The organism is Arthrobacter vasquezii, from assembly GCF_029455255.1.
GTDB lineage: Bacteria > Actinomycetota > Actinomycetes > Actinomycetales > Micrococcaceae > Arthrobacter_D > Arthrobacter_D parietis.
This window is the reverse complement of the sequence record NZ_JAROKN010000009.1, coordinates 42,087-65,275: the sequence shown is the minus strand read 5'-3', so window position 1 is coordinate 65,275 and position 23,189 is coordinate 42,087. Positions and strand designations below refer to the sequence as shown.

Genomic DNA, 23,189 nt, shown 5'->3' with positions numbered 1-23,189 from the left:
AAACACCATGGCAGCTATTGATTTTTCCGCGGAGATCCGCGCCCTTCGTGCAAAATACGACTCCATCGTGGCAGTGACGGACGTCGAGGCGATCCGGACGGAAATCGCCGAACTCAGCGAGCAGGCCGGCGAACCCAACCTGTGGGATGATCCTGCCGCCGCACAGCAAATAACCTCCAGGCTGTCCCACAAGCAGACCGAACTCGACCGCTTGGCCAAGCTGACCGCGCGCATTGATGACCTCGAAGTCCTCGTCGAACTGGCGCAGGATGAGGACGACGAAGAGTCTCGCGTCGAGGCCGTGAAGGAGCTAACGTCCCTGAGCAAGGCGCTGGATGACCTCGAAGTCGTCACACTTCTCGCGGGGGAGTGGGACGAACGCGAAGCCGTCGTCACCATCCGCTCGGGCGCCGGAGGAGTGGATGCCGCAGATTTTGCGGAAATGCTCCTGCGCCTGTATCTCCGCTGGGCGGAACGCCGCGGTTACCCGACTCAGGTGCTCGACACGTCCTACGCCGAAGAAGCGGGCCTCAAGTCAGCTACCTTCGAGGTCAAGGCCCCGTACGCGTTCGGCACCCTGTCCGTCGAAGCAGGTACCCACCGCCTGGTGCGTATCAGCCCCTTCGACAATCAGGGCCGGCGCCAGACCTCCTTTGCGGCGGTCGAGGTGATTCCGCTGATCGAGCAGACTGACTCCATTGACATTCCTGACAACGAAATCCGCGTTGACGTCTTCCGGTCATCCGGCCCCGGCGGCCAATCGGTCAACACCACAGACTCGGCAGTTCGGCTGACGCACATTCCCACGGGCACCGTCGTCTCCATGCAGAACGAGAAGTCGCAGATCCAGAACCGCGCGGCGGCACTGAGGGTTCTTCAGTCCCGGCTTCTCCTGCTCAAGAAGGAGCAGGAAGATGCAGAGAAGAAGGCGCATGCCGGTGACGTCAAGGCGTCCTGGGGAGACCAGATGCGTTCTTACGTGCTGAATCCATACCAGATGGTGAAGGACCTGCGCACCGAGCATGAGGTGGGCAATACGTCCGCAGTGTTCGACGGCGAGATCGATGACTTCATCGACGCGGGAATTCGCTGGCGCGCCAACAACCGCAACAGCGGAGAGTGAGCCGGCGGCGCTGTTCGGCACGATGCCGCCCGTTATGGATCCGCGACACACCGTGATGGTGCCTGCCGCAGCGCGGAACTGCTGCCTATAGTCGAGAAGGCCGGTCTCCCTTTCCCCACCCATGCCCATGTACCGGCAGTGTTATGTGGGCGCAGAGTAGTCATGATCAGATTCGAGCAAGTTACCAAGGTCTACGACCAGAAATCGAAGCCGGCACTGGACAGTGTCAGCCTTGATGTCGACCGTGACGAGTTCGTTTTTCTGGTTGGCGCATCCGGCTCCGGTAAGTCGACGTTCATCCGCCTGGTGCTCAAAGAAGACAGGGCAACACGCGGCGCTGTGTATGTGGCCGGGCAGAACGTCGCCAATATCCCGAGCTGGCGCGTTCCGCGGCTGAGACGCGGTATCGGCGTCGTCTTTCAGGATTTCCGGCTGCTGCCCAACAAATCCGTCTTCGCCAACGTGGCTTTTGCAATGCAGGTCATCGGGAAGAGCCGGGCCGTGATCCGCGAAACCGTCCCGGAAGTGCTGAAGACGGTGGGCCTCGAAGGCAAGAACAACCGCATGCCGCATGAACTTTCCGGCGGCGAGCAGCAGCGTGTGGCCATTGCCCGTGCGATCGTGAACAAGCCCGGGATTTTGCTTGCGGATGAGCCCACCGGGAACCTGGACCCGACCACCTCTATGGGCATCATGAAGGTGCTCGACAAGATCAACCAGAACGGCACCACGGTAGTGATGGCAACCCACGACGACGACATCGTGAACACGATGCGCAAGCGCGTGGTTGAGCTTCGGGACGGCTCCGTGGTCCGCGACGATGCGCAGGGCATCTACATCGGAGAAACGACGACGACGGCGGCTGCCGGATGAGGTTCGCATTCGTACTTGGGGAGATCGCTTCAGGGATGCGACGAAACCTCGTGATGGTGGTTTCGGTGGTGCTCGTTACTTTCATCTCGCTCACCTTCGTGGGCGCGGCGGGGCTGCTGCAGCTGCAGATCAACCAGATGAAGGGGTACTGGTATGACCGCGTGCAGGTGGCCGTGTTTCTCTGCGTTGAGAACTCCACCTCGGAGAGCTGCGCATCGGGCCCCGTTACTGATGAGCAACGCAGTGCCATTGAAGCGAAGCTGAACTCGCCCGAACTGAGCAGTTATGTGGACACAGTGGAGTACGAGTCGCAGGATCAGGCACTGGTCCACTTCCGTGAACAGCTCGCAAACTCGCCGATCGTGGAGGCCGTGACGGCCGATCAGCTTCCGGAGTCCTTCCGCGTTGGTCTCGTCGACCCGGAAAAGTACGAGGTCATCAGCGAGGCTTTCTCCTCTGAACCAGGGGTGGATATCGTTAGCGACCAGCGCGAGTATCTCGAGGAGATCTTCGGCTACATCAATATCGCCTCGCTCGTCGCCTTGGGTATTGCCGTAGTGATGAGCGTTGGTGCCATCCTGCTGGTTGCAACCACAATTCGTCTCTCGGCGTTCAGCCGAAGACGGGAGACGGGCATCATGCGTCTGGTCGGCGCAAGTAAGGCGATCATCCAGCTCCCCTTCGTTCTTGAGGGAGTCATCGCCGCCATTCTGGGAGCTGCCATCGCTTCGGGGACGCTCTGGGCTGTTCTGCGCTACGGCGGGGAATGGCTGTCCCGGGAGTATCCGCAGATGGGCTTCATCTCCACCCAGGAGCTTCTGCTCGTGGTTCCTGCACTGTTCCTCCTGGGTGCATTGCTGGCAGGCGCTTCATCGCTCCTAACCCTCAGACGCTACTTGAAGGTTTAGGGTAGGTTCTTGTGAGAAATGAGACTGTATGCGCAGCGTGAACTTATGTTCGCTTCGTTGGATTCCCCGCCCACCGGCGTTCAAGACGCTGACTGCTCTGTCGCTGGCCGCCGTGGCCGGTCTGACGTTGACGTTGAGCGGTCCCGTCCACGCTGATCAGCTCGAGGACCGCAAGTCCGCCCTCGAGGAGCAGATCGCTGAAGTTCAGCAGTCGATCGAGTACCTCGACGAGGACATCACTGAAACCATCGCCCAGCTGAAGGTGTACCAGGGTCAGCTCCCGGGTGCGCAGCAGTCGCTTGCGGATGCGCAGGGTCGCGTTGAAGCTGCAACGAGCGAGGTCAACGCCCTCGCGCAGCGGGTGCAGCTGGCGCAGGAAACCAAGAACAAGCTCACCGAACAGCTGAAGCAGGACGAAGCCGAGATGGCTGAAACCCGGAAGGTGATTGGCCAGATCGCGACGCAGGCGTACAAGAGCGGGGGAGTGCCGACTGGCCTCTCGCTGATGCTTGGGAGCAACGGTTCTGATGGCTTCGCATCCATGGAGCTCGTGGAGCAGGCACTCCGTAACCAGAATTCCGCCCTCGAGCGCATGGCGCAGCAAAACGCCACCAACGTGAACTCGCAGGCGCGGCTGGTCGCGGTTGAAGAGGAGATCGTTGACCTGAAGGCGAAGGCCGAGGCTGCACTCGCGGCGGAACAGGTTGCCAGGGATGAAGCCGCTGCCGAGAAGGCAAAGGTCGACAAACTCATCTCCGACACGTCAACGCTGTCCGAGAAGCTGCAGAAGCAGAAGCCGGTGATCGAGGCAAAGCTCGCCGAAGTCGAAGAGGCGCACCAGCAGGTCGTGGTCGACATAGCGGAACGCCAACGCAGGCTGATCGAAGAAGCCCGCAAGCGGGAAGAGGCCAGGCTCAAGGCCGAGGCCGAGGAGCGGGCACGAATCGAGAATGAGCGACGCGCAGCGGCGGCAGCGGAGGCCAACCGCCGCGCGGCAGCAGAGGCAGCGGAGGCAAACAGGCGTGCAGCGGAAGCAGCGGCAGCCGCCAATCGCCCGAAACCGCCTCCCGTCGTCGTACCTGCCCCGATAGTCCCGAAGCCGGTTGCGCCCGTAATCGTTCCGCCGCCGGCGTCCAGCCCGTCGGCTTTCGGGCTGCGCTCTCCCGTGAGCGGCCCGATCACCTCCGGCTACGGATGGCGTCCAACTCCGTTGGGCACCATCGATTTCAATGGCTCCGGCGGCTACACCCACACCGGAATTGACTACGGGGTGAACTGCGGAACCCCGCTGTATGCCCCGGCGGCCGGCGAAGTCTGGTACGCGGATTCCAACGCCCTTCCGGGTGCCGGCAACCGGATTGTGCTCAACCACGGCGTGGTCGGAGGCAACGCGCTGGCTACCAACTTCTACCACTTGGCGAGCTACCTCGTGGGCCCGGGACAGCGTGTGAGCGCCGGACAGCTGATCGGTTACACGGGTACCACCGGCAACTCGAACGGCTGCCATTTGCACTTCGAGACCGTGCTCAACGGCAGTCTGGTTGACCCGATGGGCCTGCTCTAGCACTTGGATACGGCGAACGGACCTGCGCTGTGGACGCGCACAGCGCAGGTCCGGCCCAACGCCGTAGACTAGGACGCGTTGTTCGCCTTCAGTCTTGAAGCGCACCGCACTATTGAAGGAGTTGAACCGTGCCCAAGGAAAGTGGCCGTCAGGTAGTGGCCACCAATCGGAAGGCCCGGCACGACTACCAGGTGCTGGACACCTATGAAGCAGGAATTGCCCTCCAAGGTACCGAGGTGAAGTCACTCAGGGCCGGCCGGGCGTCCCTGGTTGACGGGTTCGCCATCTTCTACAATGACGAGCTCTGGCTCGAGGGAATCCACATCCCCGAATACACGCAGGGCAGCTGGACCAACCATGCTGCACGCCGGCGTCGTAAGCTCCTTCTGCACCGCGAAGAGCTCACAAAGATCTCCCACAAGATCCGCGAGAGCGGATACACCATCGTCCCTTTGCAGCTGTACTTCCTCAACGGACGCGCGAAGGTGGAGATCGGTATTGCTCGCGGTAAGCGGGAGTATGACAAGCGCCAGACGCTGCGTGAGCAGCAGGACAGCCGCGAAGCGCAGCGCGCCATGCGGGAACGGAACCTTGGGGCATGAGCGATGTCTTCTGGGATGCCCAGGAACCCGACGAGGCCGAGGAAGAGTCCGAGCTCAAGTACAAGCGCCCCTGGTGGGTGACGGTCGGAGCCATCGTGAACCTGCTGTTGCTGTTCGCCGTAGTTCCCGCTGGGTTCCTGTCGCTGATTCCGTTCTTCTTCCTGATTTACGTGTATTTTGCACAGATCCTCGTGTGGATCTCTCCGATCCTGATCCTGCTCAACATGGCCGTATTTTGGTGGAGCTTCCGTCGCAAGCAGGCAGCGACGACGGCGCTGGCGGCTCTGGGGTTGGCGTTCGTGGCCGTTTCCTTCGTTGTCCTGATGCTGTGGCAGGCGCAGATCGTCATCCTTGGAATCAGGTTCTAGCATCCGCTGCCGGTTTTCGGGACTTCCGGAATGATTCGGGAAGTGGTTGCGTTAGACTAGGTATACCGGAGCAATTCGGGGAGACAGCGAGTGAAATCGCTGCTTGAAAATTGAACATGGGGATGACAGGTTTCGACGATGTTAGTCGCGACAGGTGAAGCGGGCCGAGGATACAGAGTTATCTCGTAAACGCTCTCTGTAAAACAATAAGTGCCGAACAAAAGCGCACTGACTTCGCTCTCGCTGCCTAAGCAGCCGAGCTAGTCCGTCAGCCCGGGTATGCTCTCGACCCGGATCCTGGCGTCATTTAGAGGGCCACTGCTCTTGGTTTTCGTTGCAGGAACCAAGGGGACTCTTATGCAACTGAGCTTGGCAGCCACTTGTTTGCATGATGGCTGGAGCTGAGAAAAACCGACGCAAACTGCGCCCGGAGAAGCCCTGACTACACTGCATCGGACGCGGGTTCAATTCCCGCCATCTCCACTGACTAAGCCCCGGTTCGCCGGGGCTTTTTCTCTGTCTTCCGCAGCATTCAGTCCGGCTGATCGGAAAGATATCCACAGGTTCGTCACGGCAGGCGGCGTGTTTCTGTACGTTTGACCTCATGCCGTCCCGCTTCACAACCGCCTGGATCCATATGCCTTTCCTGCGCTCCGGCTCCCGCACTCTTCTTCCCGCCGCGATGACGACGGCCATCGCGTGTTCCCTGCTGGTCGCGCCGCCGGCCGGAGCTTCGCCTATCCCGGCGAAGGTCCTCCCCGATGAGGTCGTGGCGGCCCCCGCTACGGCAGGCTCCGGGGCAGCGGAATCCACCGGGCGCTTCATCATCACCTTCGAGGACGGTCCCGCTGCGGTGCAAGGCGCCAAGGGGAACGCGTTTGGTCGCCTGGCGAAGGATCTCGGCCTGTCCGTCAGGGAACTCCGGGAGACGGCGGACGGCGCCGTGGTGGTCAAAGCCGACGGTGAAGTTTCAACCGTGGCTGCGGACGGCGTTGTCGCGGCACTTAACGAACTGCCAGGCATTGTGCATGCCCAGGAGGATGTGCTCATGCGTCCGCTCGCCGGGGTCAACGATCCCGGCTTCAGGGACCAGTGGAACCTGTTCGCGGAGCCGGCAGGCCTTCGTGTCCCGGCTGCGTGGGACCGGTCAACGGGTGCTGGTCAGACAATCGCAATCCTGGACACGGGAATCACCGGCCACTCTGATTTGGATGGCAACGTGCTTCCCGGCTATGACTTCGTTGCTGATCCCGTGATCGCTGTTGACGGCAACGGCCGTGATGCCGATCCTAGCGATCCAGGTGATGCGTGCCTGGACCCGGAACCTGGCGCGCAGTCGACCGAATCATCGTGGCACGGCACGCACGTGGCGGGTATTGCGGCCGCACTGGGCAACAACGGCAAGGGAATGGCCGGGGTCGCCTATAGGGCCAAACTCCTTCCTCTGCGTGTGATGGGAGCTTGTGGTGGGCTCCTCAGCGACACCGCTGACGCCATCAGGTGGGCGGCGGGCGGCACGGTCGCCTGGACCGAGAACGGAATCTTCCACACGCTTCCGGCGAACCACAACCCCGCCAGGGTCATTAATATGAGCCTGGGAGCAGAGGAAGTTTGCAGTCCATATCTGCAGCACGCCATCGACTTCGCAGTACAACAGGGGTCCGTCATCATCGCAGCTGCGGGCAATGAAACCCAGCCCGCAGCCAACGTGATGCCGGCGAACTGCAACAACGTAATCACCGTTGGTGCTACCAGCCGAGCCGGCAACCACGCCAGTTACAGCAACTTCGGCCCGGAGGTGGACGTCAGTGCGCCAGGCGGAGACGGCAGCACCGGAGCTGAAAATATCCTCTCCACCATGAACAGCGGAAGGACAGCACCGGTGGCGGAGGCCTACGGGTACATGCAGGGAACGTCCATGGCTGCACCGCATGTTGCCGGCGTCGCAGCGCTCATGCTTTCGGTCAACCCGGCGTTGAGCCCGGAAGACATCGAACGAATCCTCGCTGATTCCACCCGGCCGCTGACCCGCCCCTGCGCCAACGGCTGCGGCACCGGTACCGTCGACGCCAACGCGGCCGTCTGGTGGGCGGCAGGTTTCCCGCCGTCTATCCGTGGTACTGCCGATGTCGTCGCTGCTGATGCTGCGGGCACACTCTGGAACTATCCATCGAACGGAAAGGGTGGATTCGCCCAGCGGGCAAGGATCGGCAGCGGGTGGTCCGCGCTGAAGAATGGCTTCGTCACTGATTGGAACCAGGACGGGGTGCTTGACCTGGTTGCGCAGTGGAAGGATGGGCGGCTGACGCACTATGCCGGAATAACCAGCGGAGGCTTCCAGCCGGCGCAGACCATCGGCAACGGCTGGGGCAGCTACTTTGTGACGGTCGGCAAGTGGCGCTCCGGAGATCGGTATCCGGGCATCGTTGCCTACGATTCGCAGGGCGCACTGTGGCACTACCCGAACCCGTCAGGCAGCGTGCTCAGCCCGCGGACGCGCATCGGTACCGGTTGGAATGGTCTTTACCTGACCATGACTGATTTCGACGGCGACTCCCGCATGGACATCCTCGCGAAGAAGGCTGACGGAAAGCTCATTCAGTACCGTTCCAACGGGACAGGTCAGTTCTTGCCGGAATCCCGCAGGACGATCGGCACGGGCTGGCAGAGTGCCGACTCCATGGGCTCTCTCGCCGGGTTCGGCCAGTCCGGGCGGCAGGGCCTGCTGACCCGGTTCACCGACGGGCGGCTCGCCTACTATCCCTTCGCCGCCGGCCGCTGGGCGGCCCGATCGATTGTCGGATCCGGCTGGAGCGACTACAACCTATTCCGCTGATTCGGCACACGAACCACCTCAAGGACCCGCGAACGTACACTGAACACATGAGTTCGGTGAACGGCCGCCCGTCGTGGCTGCCCCCGCTTCCGCCTCCGCACCGTGGCCGTGCGCTGATCGCGGTGGGTCTGGTGCTAGTCATCGCGACATTTATTTACATCTTCATCATGAGCTACGTCGGTGGAACGCACACGCTATACACGCTGCTGCCGTTGGCAACCGGACTGATCTGCCTCATCGTAGGCCTCACCAGACGAAACGAGGGGCGCTAGGTCAGCGTCTCGGGCCCAGGATCGAGCTCTGGATTGCCACCGCTGCGGCGCCTCGAGCCCACTGGCCGAAGTCGGTCGGTTCACGTGTCAGGTGCACCGGCGCTGCCTCGGGGTCCCGGTGTTCGTGGACTGACGCCCTGATCTCCTCGGCTGCAATATCGGCGAGAGCCGCGCCCTCGCCGGACAGGATCACCAAATTCACCATGGTGAGGTTGGCTACCGCAGCAATGAGCACACCGAGGGCAGCGCCTGCGTTCTTCACCACCAGCGAGGCGAGCCTTTCGCCGCTTCGCGCCCGTTGCAGGACCTCCTCGTAGGTGCATTCCTCTTCGGTGGCCATTCGCACCTGGCCACTGATGGCCGCCATGGTGAGCACAGCCCCAGCGCATCCACGGTGACCCTCCCTGCACAGTGGGCCGGCGGAGTCTACGGGGTAATGCCCCACGAGGCCCAGCCCGGCATCCACGGGGGCAATGACCCGGTCATTGATCACCAGGCCGTAGCCCACGCCCGCCCCCACCGTAAGCACCGCGAAGTTGCTGACGCCCCGGCCCGCCCCGAACCATTGCTCACCCACGGTGAGGGCAACGACGTCGTTCTCCACCGTGACCGGAATGCCGGTTCGCTCCTGAAGCAGGGAACCGAGCGGTACATCGCGCCACTGCAGAAAGGGTGCCCGCAGGACCGTGCCGTCGTCGCTGACCTTGCCGCCGATGCTGATCCCAATGCCGTCCACCGCCTGGCCGTCGTTCAGCCTACCGACCACGGAGATGATCGCTTCAAGGACGTCGGAGACAGCGTGGCTGACAAGCGGTTTCTCGGCAGTGGCAACTGTCTGGCACCGCAGGTCCGTTGCCACGCCGGAAGCGGCGGTACCGGTGAGTTTGATGCCGATGAACCGGTGCGTGCCGCCGGGCACCTCAAGTGGCCTGGTGGGACGGCCGACTCCGCCCTCGATTACTTCGCGGCCCTCCTGCAGGATCCCGGCTTCGATCAACGGCTTACTCAGGCGGGTCAGGCTCGCCACAGAGAGGCCAAGACGCCGTGACAATTCGCCGCGGGACAGCGGACCGCCGATCAGGACCTCCCTGGCAAGCAGACGGGAGGGGCTGTCAGGAGAGAGGGACGCGACCACGTTCATGAGCGTACCTTTCACCGGAGATTAGTTTCCATAACGAAAATATAATCGTTGTTTCTGGATCTGTCACACGCAGATTTGCGGCGCAATGTGATGATTGACACTTACTTAGTTCTACGATAAAAATTATTGCATGCATTCATCACGTCCCCTCCATCTCGCCCGCGGCGGCACCAGCGTCGTCGTCGACACCTCCACCGCCGGGCTGCCGTCCATCCTGTACTGGGGGCCGGCGCTCGGTGAATGCCCTGCTGCCGAGCTGGCGGCGCTTGCCTCGGCCTCCGTTCCGCAGCGGGTATCCGGAAGTATTGACTCCCCTGCCCGTCTCACGCTGATTCCCCAGGAGTCTTACGGCTGGCAGGGCACCCCTGGGTTCACCGGACAACGCGGCAGCGGATTCCTGACCCCTGCCTTCCAGGTGACAGACCTGACCGCAGGCCAAAACGAACTCACCATCACCGCGAACGACGACGACGCCGGCCTCGCCCTGAAAATACAGCTCACCCTCACGGAAGCAGGGCTTCTCCGCCAGCGGCTTGCCGTGACAAACACTGGAACGGAGGAGTATGAGGTGCGTTCCCTCCTCGCCTTTTTTCCCCTTCCCGACAGTGCGCAGGAAGTCCTCGACCACACCGGGCGCCATCTGCGCGAACGATCGCCCCAGCGCCACAACCTCACCACCGGCTCTTATCACCGCGAGAGCAGGCGCGGCCGCCCCGGCGCAGACGCAACCCTGCTCGTTGCAGCGGGGGAGAGAGCATTTGGTTTCGAACGCGGGCGCGTGCATGCCGTGCATACGGCCTGGAGCGGGAACCACCAGTACATTGTGGAGCAGACGCCGTCCGGTGATCGATTCCTCGCGTGCGGTGAGCTCCTGCTGCCCCAGGAGATGTCGTTGGCTCCCGGTGCCACCTATGCGGCCCCGGATGCATTCGGTTCCTGGGGCGATGGGCTCAATGAACTTGCATCCCGCTTCCACACCGAGTTCCGCAGCCGGCCGGAACACCCCGACCGGCCGCGGCCGGTCACGCTCAATACCTGGGAAGCCGTTTACTTCGATCACAACCTTCCCACTCTGAAGGCACTTGCAGACAGGGCTGCCCAGGCGGGCATCGAACGCTATGTGCTCGACGACGGCTGGTTCAGCGGACGCCGCGATGACACCGCGGGTCTGGGGGACTGGTTCGTCGACGAGACCATCTGGCCGGATGGCCTGGCCCCGCTGATCGATCACGTGCGCTCCCTGGGCATGGAGTTCGGGCTCTGGTTCGAACCGGAGATGGTGAACCCGGACTCCCAGCTTGCCCGCAATCACCCGGAATGGATCATCCAGACGCCGGGCCGACTGCCGGTCGCCGCCCGCCAGCAGCAGGTGCTCAACCTGGCGATCCCGGAGGCGTACGACTACATCCTGACCTGTATCGATGATGTGCTCAGAACCAACGACATCGCCTATATCAAGTGGGACCATAACCGCGACCTGCTGGAAGCCGCCGACGCGACGAGCGGTGCCGCCGTCGTCCATTCCAATGTGGAGGCCGTCTATCGACTCATGGCCGAGCTGAAGGAACGCCACCCAAGGTTGGAGATCGAGTCCTGCGCCTCAGGCGGCGCACGCGTGGACATGGGGATCCTGCGTCACACCGATCGCATCTGGACGAGCGACTGCATCGACCCCATCGAACGGCTGGTCAACCAGAAATACACCGGGCTCCTGGTTCCGCCGGAGCTGATGGGCATGCACGTGGGCGGTCCCCGATCCCATTCAACCGGACGCACACACAGCCTCTCATTCCGCTCTGCTACGGCGATCTTCGGCCACTTCGGCGTGGAGTGGGACATCTCCAACCTCACGGCCGAAGAACTTGGCCGGCTCGGTTCCTGGATTGACCTCCACAAACGCTGGCGGGATGTGCTCCACGCCGGGACGACCGTGCACGCGGATCTCCCGGACCCGTCAATGGACCTGCGCGGCGTTGTTGCGAGCGACAAACGAAGCGCCCTGTACGGCTACTCGCTCACGGGCTCAAGCGCATCCTACCCACCCGGCCGAATCACCTTTCCCGGCCTTGATCCCATGACGACCTACAGCATCACACCGGCTGCTTTCGACTACGAGGACCAGGGCCAATCCGGCCTTGCCTGGGTCGAAGCCGCCCGAAATGGCGCACCCCTTGCCATGAGCGGCCGGCTTCTGGGCGCACTCGGCGTCCAGGCGCCGGTACTTTTCCCCGAACAGTCCGTTCTCATCGAAGTCCGGGCACAGACACCAGAGCGACACCACACATCCTAAGGAGAGATTCGTGAAGCATTCCGCTACACGAAGGAAACTGGCGGCTGCCTCATCGGCTGCGGCCCTGGCGGCGCTGACGCTGTCCGGCTGCACTCCCGCCAGCGGGAACGACGACGTCGTCACCCTCGATTTCTTTCAGTTCAAACCCGAGGCGGTGGGCAACTTCGAGGAAATCATCGCCGATTTCGAAGCTGCCAACCCCGATATCGACGTAGTCCAGAACCACGTCCCGGACGCCGACACGGCAATTCGCACACTGCTGGTCAAGAACAAGACCCCGGACGTGCTGACGCTGAACGCAAACGGGAACTATGGGCTGCTCGCCGAGGCCTGCGTCTTCGCCGACCTGACGGACATGCCCTCTGCTCAGACGGTCCTTCCCGCGGTGCAGGACATCGTGCAGGAGCTCGGAAGCTGCGACGGCTCGGAGATCAACGCGCTGCCCTTCGCGAACAACGCAAGCGGGATCATCTACAACAAGGCCATCTTCGAGGAGTACGGTGCCGAGGTGCCGGGAACGTGGGATGAACTGGTGGCGCTCGCCGACATGTTCGAGGCAAACGGTGTTACCCCGTTCTACACAACGCTGAAGGACGGGTGGACCGTAAGCCCCGCCTTCGTCAACCTCGGCGGGGCCCTCCAACCGGAGGGTTTCTACGATGCGCTGCGGCAGGACGAGACTTCATTCTCTGCTGAGTACGAAGAAGCCATGGAGAAGGTTTCAAAACTGTTCTCCTACAGTCAGGAAAACTCGCCCAGCCGGGACTACAACGCAGGGAACGCAGCCTTCGCCAACGGGGAATCCGCCATGTACCTGCAGGGCAGCTACGCCATACCGCCCATCCGAGCCGCGAACCCCGACGTCAACGTCGGTACGTTTCCGTACCCGGCCACCAACGATCCGCAGGACACGGTCGTGGTCTCAGGTGTCGACGTCGGACTTTCAATTGGACGGGACACTGAGCATCCGGAAGAAGCACGCCGCTTCGTCGAGTTCATGATGTCACCTGACATCGTCGAACGGTATTCGGAAGCGCAAAGCACGTTCTCGCCGCTGAGTGAAAGCCCCTCCAACACGGATCCCGCCCTCGAAGGATTGGCCCCGTACTTCGAGAGCGGTCGCATCATCGGATTCATCGACCACCAGATCCCGCCCAGCCTTCCACTGCCCGCCTACCTCCAGGAATTCATCCTCAGCGGAAACACCGAGAGCTTCCTCGCGAGGATGGACAACGAATGGGACAAGATTGCCGAGCGCACCATCACCCGTGAGGAGGCACGCTCATGAGCGTTCCCACCCTGTCCCGGCCCGCGAAGAAGCTGCCACGCGCTTTCTACATCATGGTGCTGCCGGCCTTCGCGCTGTTCCTGATTTTTCACACCGTACCGGTGCTGACGGGCATCTACTACAGCTTCACCAACTACGCCGGCTACGGCGAGTGGTCCTTCATCGGACTCAGCAACTACATCAATTTGTTCCGTGACGAACGGATCCTGAACGCCTACGGATTCACCTTCCTGTTCGCCATCGTCTCCACCATCGCAGTGAACATCATCGCTCTGTCGGTGGCCATGGCGCTGAACAGCCGGATCAAGTTCAAGACGGGATTCCGCGGAATCTTCTTCATTCCGAACATCCTCTCGATCCTGATCGTCGGGTATGTCTTCAACTACCTTTTCTCCAACTCCGTGCCGGCCATCGCCGAAGCGCTCGGAATCAATGCGCTCACGAGCAGCATCCTGGCGAGCGGGGATACGGCGTGGATCGGTGTCGTCATCCTCTCGGTCTGGCAGGCGGCGGCCTTCAACATCATCATCTACCTGGCCGGCCTCCAGACCATTCCCGGTGAGCTCTACGAAGCGGCGTCGCTTGACGGCGCCTCGGCCTGGAAGCAGTTCAGCACCATCACCTTCCCGCTGATCGGTGCGTTCTTCACCATCAACATGGTCCTGTCGCTGAAGAACTTCCTTCAGGTCTTCGACCAGATCATCTCCCTGACAGGAGGCGGACCGGGCACCTCCACGGAGTCGATTTCCGTGCTCATCTACCGGGGTGGATTCCAGGGCGGCGAATACGGATACCAGACCGCCAACGCAGTGATCTACCTGTTTGTCATCATTGCTATCTCGTTCATCCAGCTGCGCATCCTGCAGCGTAGGGAGGCCTCGTTCTAATGACTGCAACTGCCTACTCCGCCGAGCGAAGTGCCCTCGGGAATAACGACCGAGATTCACGCGTCCACCGTCCCGATCGGCGGCAGATCAACTGGTGGCTGACCGCGCTGGTTGCCGTGCTCTCCCTGACGATCTTCATTCCGCTCTACTTCACGGTGGTGACGGCCCTGAAGACTCCCGATGAGCTGGGCGGTTCCGGATTCGGGTTGCCCGGCACTCCGGCCTGGAGCAACTTCGCCGAAGCCTGGACCCTCACCGACTTCCCGCAGGCGCTGATGAACAGCGCGCTGATCACGGTGGGGGCAGTGCTGCTGACCCTGCTCACCAACTCCATGGTGGCCTATGCGATTGCCCGCAACATGCACCGGAAGCTCTTCAAGGGGCTGTACTTCTACTTCATCGCAGCGCTCTTTGTACCCTTCCCGATTATCATGCTTCCCGTCGTGAAGGAGACTGCGCTGCTCGGGCTGGACAATCAGCTCGGCCTGATCCTGCTTTATACGGTGTACGGCCTCTCCTTCAATATCTTCGTCTACGTCGCGTACATTCGGTCCATCCCGATGGAGCTCGAGGAAGCGGCGATCACCGACGGCGCCAGCACCTGGACGGTCTTCTGGAAGGTCATCTTTCCGCTTCTTGGTCCGATGAACGCCACGGTCGGAATTCTCACCTGCCTGTGGGCCTGGAACGACTTCATGCTGCCGCTGGTCATCCTCTCCGACCCGTCGGCTCAAACCCTGCCCCTGGCCCAGTACGTCTTCCAGGGCCAGTTCAACACCAACTATTCCGTGGCGTTCGCCTCCTACCTGATGGCCATGGCGCCACTGCTTCTGGTGTACCTTTTCGCACAGCGATGGGTTATCTCCGGTGTGATGAGAGGATCAACCAAATGAGCACCACCAACAGTCCTGAAACCGAACCCGCCTGGTGGACCGGCGCCGTCGTCTATCAGGTGTACCCCCGCAGCTTCGCCGACTCCAACGGAGACGGAATCGGGGACCTTGGCGGGATCATCAGCAAACTCGACCATCTCGCGGAACTCGGCGTGGACGTCGTGTGGCTCTCCCCGATCTACTCCTCGCCCCAGCACGACAACGGCTATGACATCAGCGATTACCGCCGAATCGACCCGACCTTCGGCACGCTCGAGCAATTCGATGAGCTCCTTGAGGGCGTGCACCGGCGCGGGATGAAGCTGGTGATGGATCTCGTAGTGAACCACACATCGAACGAGCACCCGTGGTTCGTTGAATCGGCGTCGTCGACCGACAATCCCAAGCGGGACTGGTACTGGTGGCGGGACGCACGGGAGGGCTTTGACACGGGGGAGAAGGGCGCCGAGCCGAGCAACTGGGGCTCGGCGTTCAGCGGTCCGGCCTGGACACTGGATCCCGCCACGAACCAGTACTACTTGCACCTCTTCGCACCCGAGCAGCCGGACCTGAACTGGGAGAACCCGGAGGTACGCCAGGCTGTCTACGAGATGATGAACTGGTGGGTCGACCGGGGAGTGGACGGTTTCCGGATGGACGTCATCAACTTCATCTCCAAGGACCCTGCGCTGCCGGACGGCCCGGTGCAGCCCGGGAAACTGTGGGGCGACGGCTCCCAGTATTTCGTGTCCGGACCCCGCATCCACGACTATCTGCAGGAAATGCACCGCGAGGTTTTCGAGGGGCGGAAAGCCGAGCTCATCACGGTCGGCGAGATGCCAGGTGTCACCATCGACGAGGCGAAGCTCTTCACTGATCCTGCCCGCCGCGAGGTTGACATGGTTTTCCAGTTCGAGCACGTCGGCCTCGATCATGGGCCAGGCGGCAAGTGGGACTACAAGGGACTGGACCTTCGTGATCTCAAGACCTCATGGAACCGCTGGCAGAAGGGACTGGCCGGTACAGGCTGGAACAGCCTGTACCTGAACAATCACGACCAACCGCGCCTGGTTTCCCGGTTCGGCAATGACGAGGCTTTTCGCTACGAATCCGCCACCCTGTGGGCGGCGCTGCTTCACCTGCACCGCGGGACGCCGTATGTCTACCAGGGCGAGGAAATCGGTATGACCAACGCTCCGTTCGAGAGCGTCGAGGATTTCCGTGACATCGAGTCGATCAACCACTTCTATGAGGCCACAGGTCCGTTGGGCCACAAACCGGCGGAAGTGCTGCGAAACCTGCGCATCATGAGCCGGGACAATGCCCGCACGCCCGTGCAGTGGACGGCGGGGGAGCAGGCAGGCTTCACAAGCGGTACGCCCTGGATTGCGGTCAACCCGAATTATCCGACGGTCAATGCGGACACGGACCGCGCAGCCGACCAATCGGTCTTCCGGTTCTACCAGCAGCTCATCGAACTCCGGCACAAGGACGAGGTAGTCCGTCTCGGCGAGTTTGTGATGCTCGCTGAAGACCATCCCACCCTCTACGCCTTCACCCGTACGCTGGGCGGCGGGTCGCTCCTCATTGTCGGCAACGTCTCGGGTGACACGCTGAGCCTCCCCGACGACGCAGAGCTAGCGGATCAGGTCAGCGGCGGAACACTGATCCTCGGCAATTACGGCGACGAACCCACGCCTGAGCTTCGACCCTGGGAAGTGCGGATCCTCCGCACTGCGTGATCGGCGTTGATTCGGCAGGACACGCCCCTAATGCTTCGCCATTAGGGGCGTGATCGGCGACTGAACGTTCAGCGTTCGGCGATCAGCGTCTCGGTGTAAAGGTCAATCAGCCCGGTGACACCGCTTTGTTCCATTGCGCGGCGCTGGCGGACAGCGCCGGTACCGCGCTCCCACACCGTCTTGAGGCCGGTTTCAATCCAGTGGGAATCGCCCGCGTCCTCCAGTGCCGTGCCGACGTACTCGAGCAGGCGGTCCATCTGTTCACGGACGGGCGTCAGCTTTCCGGTCAGTGGATTGACGACGACGTCGCTCAGCCCCTGGCGCGCGGCCTGCCACTGTGCCGCATCCAGCAACTCGGCGTCGGGATCCGGATACGGCGTGCCGTTCAGGGCATCGCTGACCGCTGTGCTGACGAGGCCGCGCACCAGGCCGGCGATGAGCACGGAGTCCTGCGCCTCCAGCTGTGCGTCTGCTGTGCGAACCTCCAGGGTGGGGTAGCTGTCGGAGAGCCGGGCAACCCAAGTGAGAACCCCGCGGTCGATGATGACGCCGGTATCCACGAGGCGTTCGATCCGGCGCTCGTACTCCGCAGCATCCGCGAAAATCGGCGGAATGCCCTGTACCGGCCAACGACGGTAGTGCACCGTCCGCCAGCTGGAGAAGCCGCTGTCCCGGTCAAGCCAGAACGGAGAGTTTGTGCTCAACGCAGTGATGATGGGAAGCCAGGGTCGGATCCGGTTGAGCGCCTGTACACCGATTTCCTTGTCCGGGATGGACACGTGCACATGAAGCCCGTTAACGAACTGGTCCGCTACGATCCCGCGGGCGCTCGATTTCAGTTCGTGGTAGCGCTGTTTATCAGTGAGCTCGGGGTACCCCTCCTGGATGCGGGGAGCCGTTGCCGATCCGCTGGCCCGAACTCCTGACTTCCGCGCCGCTGCCGCCAGTTGCCGCCGGAAATTCAGCAGCGACTCCTCCGCTTCGGTGAGCGTATGGCACACCGGCGTTGCGGTTTCGATTTGGCAGCTCAGCAATTCGCGTTGGATATCCTCGCCGCTGACTGCGCCGCCGGATTCGAGAAGTGCCTGGACATCCGCTGCATTGAAGACGGGCAACCCCGATTCGGGATGGAGCAGGAGGTACTCTTCTTCGATTCCCAGCGTGGTCATGGAGCGCCTTTCGATGCGTTCAAGGATCCACTTCAGTCTAGTCAGCCAGCTTTGTACTTGTGTTTTCCCGCGTCATATTGTGCCGATGATCAGAAGTCCCAGCGCGGCCGCGGCCAGCCCGCAGCCGGTGTTTGCAAGCACATGCACGACGGCGGCCACCCGCCTCCTGCCCCGCCACAGGAGAACAGCCGCGACAGTGAAGGTGCTGAACGTGGTGAACCCACCGGCCAGCCCCGCACTGAGCGCGGTGTAGACGGGGTTACTGAGTGCAGAGTTCAGCAGCAGTCCCCAAAGGATGCCGATTCCACCCGATCCAAGAATGTTGACCACCAGCGTTCCCATGGGAAAGGGTGGCACCAGCGAAGACCGGTGCCGCCGTCGTGCACGGAGCGCTTCATACGCGGTGTCGACGGCGAAGCGGAGCAGCGTGCCGACCATTCCTCCAAGGCCCACCAGAGCCGCAGTCATCATGGCGCCCGCCTCTGCCCCACGATGATTCCGGCGGCAGCGGCCGATACACCGAGCGCGAGCGACAACCCGACGTACGGCACCATCAGCGCCGGCTCGATCACCGCGGCAAGCGAAACCGCGGAGAAGGTTGTGAATGACCCAAGGAGGCCCGGCCCCAACCCGGCCCGCAACTCCCGCGGCCCGCAGGTTCCTGCCCAGCGCGCGGTCAGCCAGCCAAGCAGGAAACTTCCACCCGCATTGATCGCGAGCGTGGTCCAGGGGAACGCGCCGGGCGGCTCGGGAAAGAGCAGGCCGAGCAGATATCGTGCCTCGGTTCCTGCGAAGCCTCCCATGGCGACGGCGGTCCATACCTTCCAGCCGAGAGGTGCAGGAAGGGCATCCGGTTGAGCGGTCATGGCACCAAGCTACAGCCGGCGTGTCGGCCCACTGACTCGACCCAGATGGCCCCGGTGAGTTCCTTACCGAAGCTGAAGTCCCGGGCACCGGTCCCGGTGCCGACGCGCGCCTGAAGCGGACCTCCGAAGGGAGCCCTGCCCAGCACTTCCACCGGAGAACCAATACCGATGTCTTCGGCCGCCAGGAACCTCAAGAGCTGTGGGTCCTCATCGCTGATCCGGGTAACCCGTCCGGAGTGGCCATCGTCGAAGCTGTCCAAGGGTAATGCGTCGGGAAGCGTGATCGCCCCCGCAGCCGTCGGAATCGGATCACCGTGCGGGTCAACGGAAGGGAAGCCCAACCGGGCGTCGAGCCGGTCGATGAAGGTATCGGAGACAGTATGCTCCAGCAGTTCCGCCTCATCATGGACTTCATCCCAGCGGTAATCGAGATCGCGTACCAGGAACGTCTCGATCAGCCGGTGCCGCCGAACCATGGCCAGGGCCAGGCGGCGACCGTCAGCAGTGAGTTCGACGGGCCGGTACGGTGTGTGGTTCACCAGCCCGAGCTCGGCCAGCTTCCGGATCATTTCGGAGACCGACGAGTTGGCAACCGACAGCCGGGCGGCGAGCCGCGATGATGTCACGGGCTCATCATGCCACTCAGAGAGCGCGTAGATGGTCTTCACATAGTCTTGGACACTTGAGGATTCGCTGCCGGGTGTGCTCACTTTCGACGCCATGTCAGACAGCCTGCCTTGCCGGTGAACCGGCCCGCCGGCGTCGCTGTCTCAGTTGTGCGATGAGGCCAGTCCGGGGCGCCGCGATGTAGGCAACTGAAAACGCGAGTGCCTGCGCAAGCACAACTGCGGCTCCGGTTGAGATGTCGAAGTAGTAGCTCGCGTAGATGCCGGAGACCGCGGCGGTCGCAGTGATCAGAACAGCGAGTATCAGCATCCGGTCAAAACTGCGTGTCAGCAAGAAAGCAGTGGCGCCAGGCGTGATCAGCATGGCCACGACGAGGATGATACCGACAGCCTGCAGCCCCACCACCACGCTGAGGGCGAGCAATCCCAACAGGAGCGCAGCCAGCGCCTTGGTGTTGAGCCCGATGACGTGTGCATGCGTGCGGTCGAAGGCGAGCAGCGTGAGATCCCGCCGCTTGACCAGCACGATCACCAGGGTCAACGCACCAAGGATCAGAACCTGCCACAGCTCACCGTCCGTGACACCGAGAACGTTGCCGAAGAGGATGTGCATAAGGTCCACTTGCGAGGGCGTTCGCGAAATGATGGCCAGTCCCACGGCGAAAAGAGCGGTGAACACCACACCGATCACGGTGTCGGACTTCAGCCTGGTGGTCGACTTCACAGCGCCGATCAGCGCAACGGCACCGGCACCGAAAATGAAGGCGCCGATCGAGAACGGAATACCGACGATGTAGGCGAGCGCGACCCCGGGCAGCACCGCATGGGAAACGGCATCACCCATCAGGGACCAGCCCATCAGGATGAGCCAGCAGGATAGAACCGAGGCGACTACGGCAGCCGCCAGCGTCACCAACAGAGCGCGGGTCAGGAAGCCGTATTGCAGCGGTTCAAGGAGGAATATGACGGGATCCATCTAGGCACCTGCCCGGGTAGGCGCCACCGCTGAGTCAAGAGTGTCCGCAGGCCCGAACGCGCGCGCGAGGTTGGCATGGGTGAGCACGTCATCGGGGGTTCCTTCGGCAAGGATCCGTTGGTGCAGGAGGATTGCGCGGTCGCACAGGCGGGGCAGGCCGGCGAGGTCATGGGTGGACACCAGCACAGTCCGGCCTTCATTCTTCAGTTCGCGGAGGAGCTCCACAATGGTGGCCTCGCTGCCCTTGTCTACGCCTGCGAATGGTTCATCGAGGAGAAGGAGCTGGGCGTCCTGGGCGATTCCGCGGGCAACGAAGGCGCGCTTCTTCTGTCCGCCGGAGAGTTCCCCGATCTGCCGGTGGCGAAGCTCTGACAACCCGACCCGTTCCAGCGCCTCCGTCACCGCGGCACGGTCAGTCCGTGAGGGATGCCGCAGCAAACCCATGTGAGCGTACCGCCCCATCATGACGACGTCGGCGACGGAGACAGGGAAGTCCCAATCCACGTCCTCAGCCTGCGGAACATAGGCCACGAGCTTGCCTTTGCGGGCTGCCGTGGACGTTCGGCCGAAGAGCGAGAGCGTTCCCTGCTGCGCCGTCACCAACCCCATGAGGCACTTGAAGAGGGTCGATTTTCCTGAGCCGTTCACCCCGATCAGTCCGCAGATCTGGGCGCGGTTGATGGTGAAGCTCACGCTGTGGAGCGCAGTCACGTCTCCATAGTTGACGCCCAAACCTTCGACGGCGATGGCCGGCTGTTCGCTGGCTGTCAGGGTCATCGGGTCAGTCCTGCAATGATGAGGTCGATGTCGTGTTGGAGCAGGTCGAGGAACGTGGGGACCGGCCCGTTCTCCTCCGACAGCGAATCCACATAGAGCGGACCGGCCAATTCAGCGCCGGTGCTTCGTGCAACCTGCTGCTGCGCGGACGGATTGACGGTGGACTCGCAGAAGACTGTGGGCACGTTGTGCTCCTGAACAAAGGAGATGACGTCGCTGATCTGCCGGGGGGTTCCCTCGGTGTCGGAATTGACAGGCCAGATGAAGGCTTCTTTGATTCCGGCGTCCCGCGCGAGGTAGGAGAACGCACCCTCACACGTGACCAGAGCCGGCGTTGCCTCACCAGTGCTGAACGCATTCTGCAGAGCGGTCAGCATGCCCTGGAGTTCCCGCTTCAAGCCGGCGCCGTTGGCTTGGTAGTCTCCGGAATGTGCGGGATCAAGCTCTGACAGTGCCGTAACAATGTTGTCTACGTACGTTTGCGCCGCCTTCGGGGACATCCAGGCATGGGGGTTGGGCAGTCCCTGGTAATCGCCGGAACGGATGTCAACGGGTTCCACGCCTTCGGAAAGCACCACATGCGGCGCATCGATGGACAGGACGAAACGTTCGAACCAGCGCTCCAGGCCCAGGCCGTTGTCAAGGACGAGATCCGCGTCCTGCGCCTTGACGAGGTCTGAGGGAGTGGGGTCGTAGCCGTGGATTTCGGTTCCGAACTTGGTGATCGATTCAACCCGGATATGCTCACCTGCCACCGAGCGTGTGAGGTCCGCGAGAACGGAAAAGGTGGTCAGTACAACAGGCCGCGGGTCCTTGTGTGAACTGGTCCGCTCCACAAGTGGGGTGCCACAGCCTGCAAGCACCAACGTTGTCAGGATGAGGAGAACCTGAATCCGAAGTTTCGGCATACCGAAAATATAGCCCGATCACGCTGCTGCCGCCACTGCTCCTGTGCAGCCGGAGCCACGGCACTCGACAGGAGAGCAATCGACAGGGCATGGTGGGCCTAACGGTATGTTGCCGGCAGGGCACGGCGGGACCACTATCAGGAGGTCGGGTTATGAGCGAAGAACCACAACACGAGGAAGTGCCGCGCGAGCACTCTGAACAGCCGGCAGAGGGGGATCGCGCTCAGAATCCCGCCGACACAGGCACTCACTCACAGGACCCGGCTGAGGGTGCAGATTCCGGGCCGGAAACGAACGGGACGGACGCTGAGGGCTAAAGCCGGCCGGCCCGCCAGCAGTAGGTAAGGTACGGCAGCTCGAGGACTGCGTCCGGCTGGTGCCCCAAGTGATCGTGCAGGTACCACGACAGATTGTTTTCCACCTTGGTGCGCACACCGGCTGATGCGTTCTGGTAGTAGGTGCGGGAGCGCGCAAGTTCCACGATGTCCGAGACCGGAAGAACCTGCGTCCATGGAATGACCCTTGACTCCGGCTCCGAAAAGCGCGGACCAAGCATAGGGCGGTAGCTCGGCCGGAAAACGTCTCCGGCATGCATGATGCGGGAGAGTCGGTGTACCCAGGCAACGCTGACGTCCAGCTGATTCCAGACGAGCGCGAATCTTCCCCCCGGCGCCAACACACGTGCGGCCTCCTGGCTTGCCGCAGCAGGATCACACCAGTGCCAGGCCTGGGCGATTGTGAGTACATCAGCGCTCGCCGTTGCGAGTCCCGATGCCTCGGCAGTTCCCTGCACTCTGGCTACGCGCGGGAGTTGTTGTCCGAGGACTGCAAGCATGTCCAGGGATGGGTCAACAGCTGTCACCTCCGGGCAGCGGCGGATGAGCTCCCGGGTGAACTTGCCGGTGCCGGCGCCAACGTCTGCTGCGCGCAACGCTCCGGCGGGTATGAGCCAGTCCACGCTGTCTTGGGGGTAGCCCGGACGCACGCGCTCGTAGCGGTCACTTTCCTGCAGATAGCCCCGCGCCAATTCACGACGGCGGTGCTCGGCGAGGCGCGGACCTCCAACACCCATGTTGGGAACTCCTCGCATGACGGGTACGG

General features: G+C 62.4%; 23 protein-coding genes and 1 other RNA gene. 15 read left to right on the top strand and 9 right to left on the bottom strand.

Annotated elements, in window-relative coordinates:
- Positions 1-7 precede the first annotated feature (7 nt).
- The 9 genes from prfB to P4U43_RS06020 all read left to right on the top strand — a co-directional run bounded on the left by prfB (position 8) and on the right by P4U43_RS06020 (position 8,546).
- Complete coding sequence (gene prfB, locus P4U43_RS06060) at positions 8-1,123, top strand: peptide chain release factor 2 (RefSeq protein ID WP_277357910.1); 1,116 nt, start codon at positions 8-10, stop codon at positions 1,121-1,123.
- Between the two features lie 162 nt (positions 1,124-1,285).
- The gene (ftsE, locus tag P4U43_RS06055) at positions 1,286-1,996 is read left to right on the top strand and encodes a cell division ATP-binding protein FtsE (RefSeq protein WP_277357909.1); all 711 of its coding nucleotides are present in this window, start codon (positions 1,286-1,288) and stop codon (positions 1,994-1,996) included.
- A complete protein-coding gene (gene ftsX, locus P4U43_RS06050) occupies positions 1,993-2,904 on the top strand; it encodes a permease-like cell division protein FtsX (protein ID WP_277357908.1) in 912 nt (303 codons plus the stop codon). Before ftsE ends, ftsX begins: the two co-directional genes overlap by 4 nt.
- A 28-nt stretch (positions 2,905-2,932) precedes the next feature.
- Positions 2,933-4,468, top strand: coding sequence for a M23 family metallopeptidase (locus P4U43_RS06045; protein WP_277357907.1), 1,536 nt, complete (start codon positions 2,933-2,935; stop codon positions 4,466-4,468).
- Positions 4,469-4,596: 128 nt separating this feature from the next.
- Complete coding sequence (gene smpB, locus P4U43_RS06040; RefSeq protein ID WP_277357906.1) at positions 4,597-5,070, top strand: SsrA-binding protein SmpB; 474 nt, start codon at positions 4,597-4,599, stop codon at positions 5,068-5,070.
- Positions 5,067-5,438, top strand: a complete 372-nt coding sequence (locus tag P4U43_RS06035; protein ID WP_277357905.1) for a hypothetical protein — start codon at positions 5,067-5,069, stop codon at positions 5,436-5,438. Before smpB ends, P4U43_RS06035 begins: the two co-directional genes overlap by 4 nt.
- Before the next feature lie 118 nt (positions 5,439-5,556).
- Positions 5,557-5,924, top strand: a transfer-messenger RNA (tmRNA) gene (gene ssrA / locus P4U43_RS06030).
- A 118-nt stretch (positions 5,925-6,042) separates the two neighbouring features.
- The gene (locus P4U43_RS06025; protein ID WP_277357904.1) at positions 6,043-8,274 is read left to right on the top strand and encodes a S8 family serine peptidase; all 2,232 of its coding nucleotides are present in this window, start codon (positions 6,043-6,045) and stop codon (positions 8,272-8,274) included.
- Between the two features lie 47 nt (positions 8,275-8,321).
- Positions 8,322-8,546, top strand: a complete 225-nt coding sequence (locus P4U43_RS06020) for a hypothetical protein (RefSeq protein ID WP_277357903.1) — start codon at positions 8,322-8,324, stop codon at positions 8,544-8,546.
- Position 8,547: 1 nt separating this feature from the next.
- On the opposite strand, the gene P4U43_RS06015 is transcribed toward P4U43_RS06020, so the two are convergent.
- Complete coding sequence (locus P4U43_RS06015) at positions 8,548-9,687, bottom strand: ROK family transcriptional regulator (RefSeq protein WP_277357902.1); 1,140 nt, start codon at positions 9,685-9,687, stop codon at positions 8,548-8,550.
- A 130-nt stretch (positions 9,688-9,817) separates the two neighbouring features.
- Between P4U43_RS06015 and P4U43_RS06010 the strand changes: the two genes are divergently transcribed.
- The 5 genes from P4U43_RS06010 to P4U43_RS05990 are packed head-to-tail and all read left to right on the top strand — an operon-like array spanning position 9,818 to position 16,766.
- Positions 9,818-11,977, top strand: coding sequence for an alpha-galactosidase (locus P4U43_RS06010; RefSeq protein WP_277357901.1), 2,160 nt, complete (start codon positions 9,818-9,820; stop codon positions 11,975-11,977).
- 10 nt (positions 11,978-11,987) lie between these two features.
- The gene (locus P4U43_RS06005) at positions 11,988-13,265 is read left to right on the top strand and encodes an ABC transporter substrate-binding protein (protein WP_277357900.1); all 1,278 of its coding nucleotides are present in this window, start codon (positions 11,988-11,990) and stop codon (positions 13,263-13,265) included.
- Complete coding sequence (locus P4U43_RS06000) at positions 13,262-14,152, top strand: carbohydrate ABC transporter permease (protein ID WP_277357899.1); 891 nt, start codon at positions 13,262-13,264, stop codon at positions 14,150-14,152. The genes P4U43_RS06005 and P4U43_RS06000 overlap by 4 nt, the downstream gene beginning before the upstream one ends.
- Positions 14,152-15,045: a carbohydrate ABC transporter permease gene (locus P4U43_RS05995; RefSeq protein WP_277357898.1), complete on the top strand. Its 894-nt coding sequence runs from the start codon at positions 14,152-14,154 to the stop codon at positions 15,043-15,045. Before P4U43_RS06000 ends, P4U43_RS05995 begins: the two co-directional genes overlap by 1 nt.
- Positions 15,042-16,766, top strand: coding sequence for an alpha-glucosidase (locus P4U43_RS05990; RefSeq protein ID WP_277357897.1), 1,725 nt, complete (start codon positions 15,042-15,044; stop codon positions 16,764-16,766). The genes P4U43_RS05995 and P4U43_RS05990 overlap by 4 nt, the downstream gene beginning before the upstream one ends.
- A gap of 68 nt (positions 16,767-16,834) precedes the next feature.
- Here P4U43_RS05990 and P4U43_RS05985 read toward each other — a convergent pair whose 3' ends face one another.
- From P4U43_RS05985 to P4U43_RS05955, 7 genes are all read right to left on the bottom strand, one after another.
- A complete protein-coding gene (locus P4U43_RS05985) occupies positions 16,835-17,935 on the bottom strand; it encodes a carboxylate-amine ligase (RefSeq protein ID WP_277357896.1) in 1,101 nt (366 codons plus the stop codon).
- 72 nt (positions 17,936-18,007) lie between these two features.
- Positions 18,008-18,406 (bottom strand): fluoride efflux transporter FluC, encoded by a 399-nt coding sequence (locus tag P4U43_RS05980; protein WP_277357895.1) that lies wholly within the window; start codon positions 18,404-18,406, stop codon positions 18,008-18,010.
- The gene (locus tag P4U43_RS05975) at positions 18,403-18,801 is read right to left on the bottom strand and encodes a fluoride efflux transporter FluC (RefSeq protein ID WP_277357894.1); all 399 of its coding nucleotides are present in this window, start codon (positions 18,799-18,801) and stop codon (positions 18,403-18,405) included. The genes P4U43_RS05980 and P4U43_RS05975 overlap by 4 nt, the downstream gene beginning before the upstream one ends.
- Positions 18,798-19,523 (bottom strand): metal-dependent transcriptional regulator, encoded by a 726-nt coding sequence (locus P4U43_RS05970; RefSeq protein ID WP_277357893.1) that lies wholly within the window; start codon positions 19,521-19,523, stop codon positions 18,798-18,800. The genes P4U43_RS05975 and P4U43_RS05970 overlap by 4 nt, the downstream gene beginning before the upstream one ends.
- Position 19,524: 1 nt before the next feature.
- Positions 19,525-20,403, bottom strand: coding sequence for a metal ABC transporter permease (locus tag P4U43_RS05965; RefSeq protein WP_277357892.1), 879 nt, complete (start codon positions 20,401-20,403; stop codon positions 19,525-19,527).
- Positions 20,404-21,180, bottom strand: coding sequence for a metal ABC transporter ATP-binding protein (locus P4U43_RS05960; protein ID WP_277357891.1), 777 nt, complete (start codon positions 21,178-21,180; stop codon positions 20,404-20,406).
- Positions 21,177-22,088 carry a metal ABC transporter substrate-binding protein gene (locus P4U43_RS05955; protein WP_277357890.1) on the bottom strand — a complete coding sequence of 304 codons (912 nt, stop codon included), beginning with the start codon at positions 22,086-22,088 and terminating at the stop codon, positions 21,177-21,179. The genes P4U43_RS05960 and P4U43_RS05955 overlap by 4 nt, the downstream gene beginning before the upstream one ends.
- 152 nt (positions 22,089-22,240) lie before the next feature.
- Between P4U43_RS05955 and P4U43_RS05950 the strand changes: the two genes are divergently transcribed.
- The gene (locus P4U43_RS05950; RefSeq protein WP_200954787.1) at positions 22,241-22,405 is read left to right on the top strand and encodes a hypothetical protein; all 165 of its coding nucleotides are present in this window, start codon (positions 22,241-22,243) and stop codon (positions 22,403-22,405) included.
- On the opposite strand, the gene P4U43_RS05945 is transcribed toward P4U43_RS05950, so the two are convergent.
- Entirely contained in the window at positions 22,402-23,160 is a 759-nt protein-coding gene (locus tag P4U43_RS05945) for a class I SAM-dependent methyltransferase (protein WP_277357889.1), read from the bottom strand. The two genes, P4U43_RS05950 and P4U43_RS05945, sit on opposite strands and share 4 nt — an antisense overlap.
- Between the last annotated feature and the right edge of the window lie 29 nt (positions 23,161-23,189).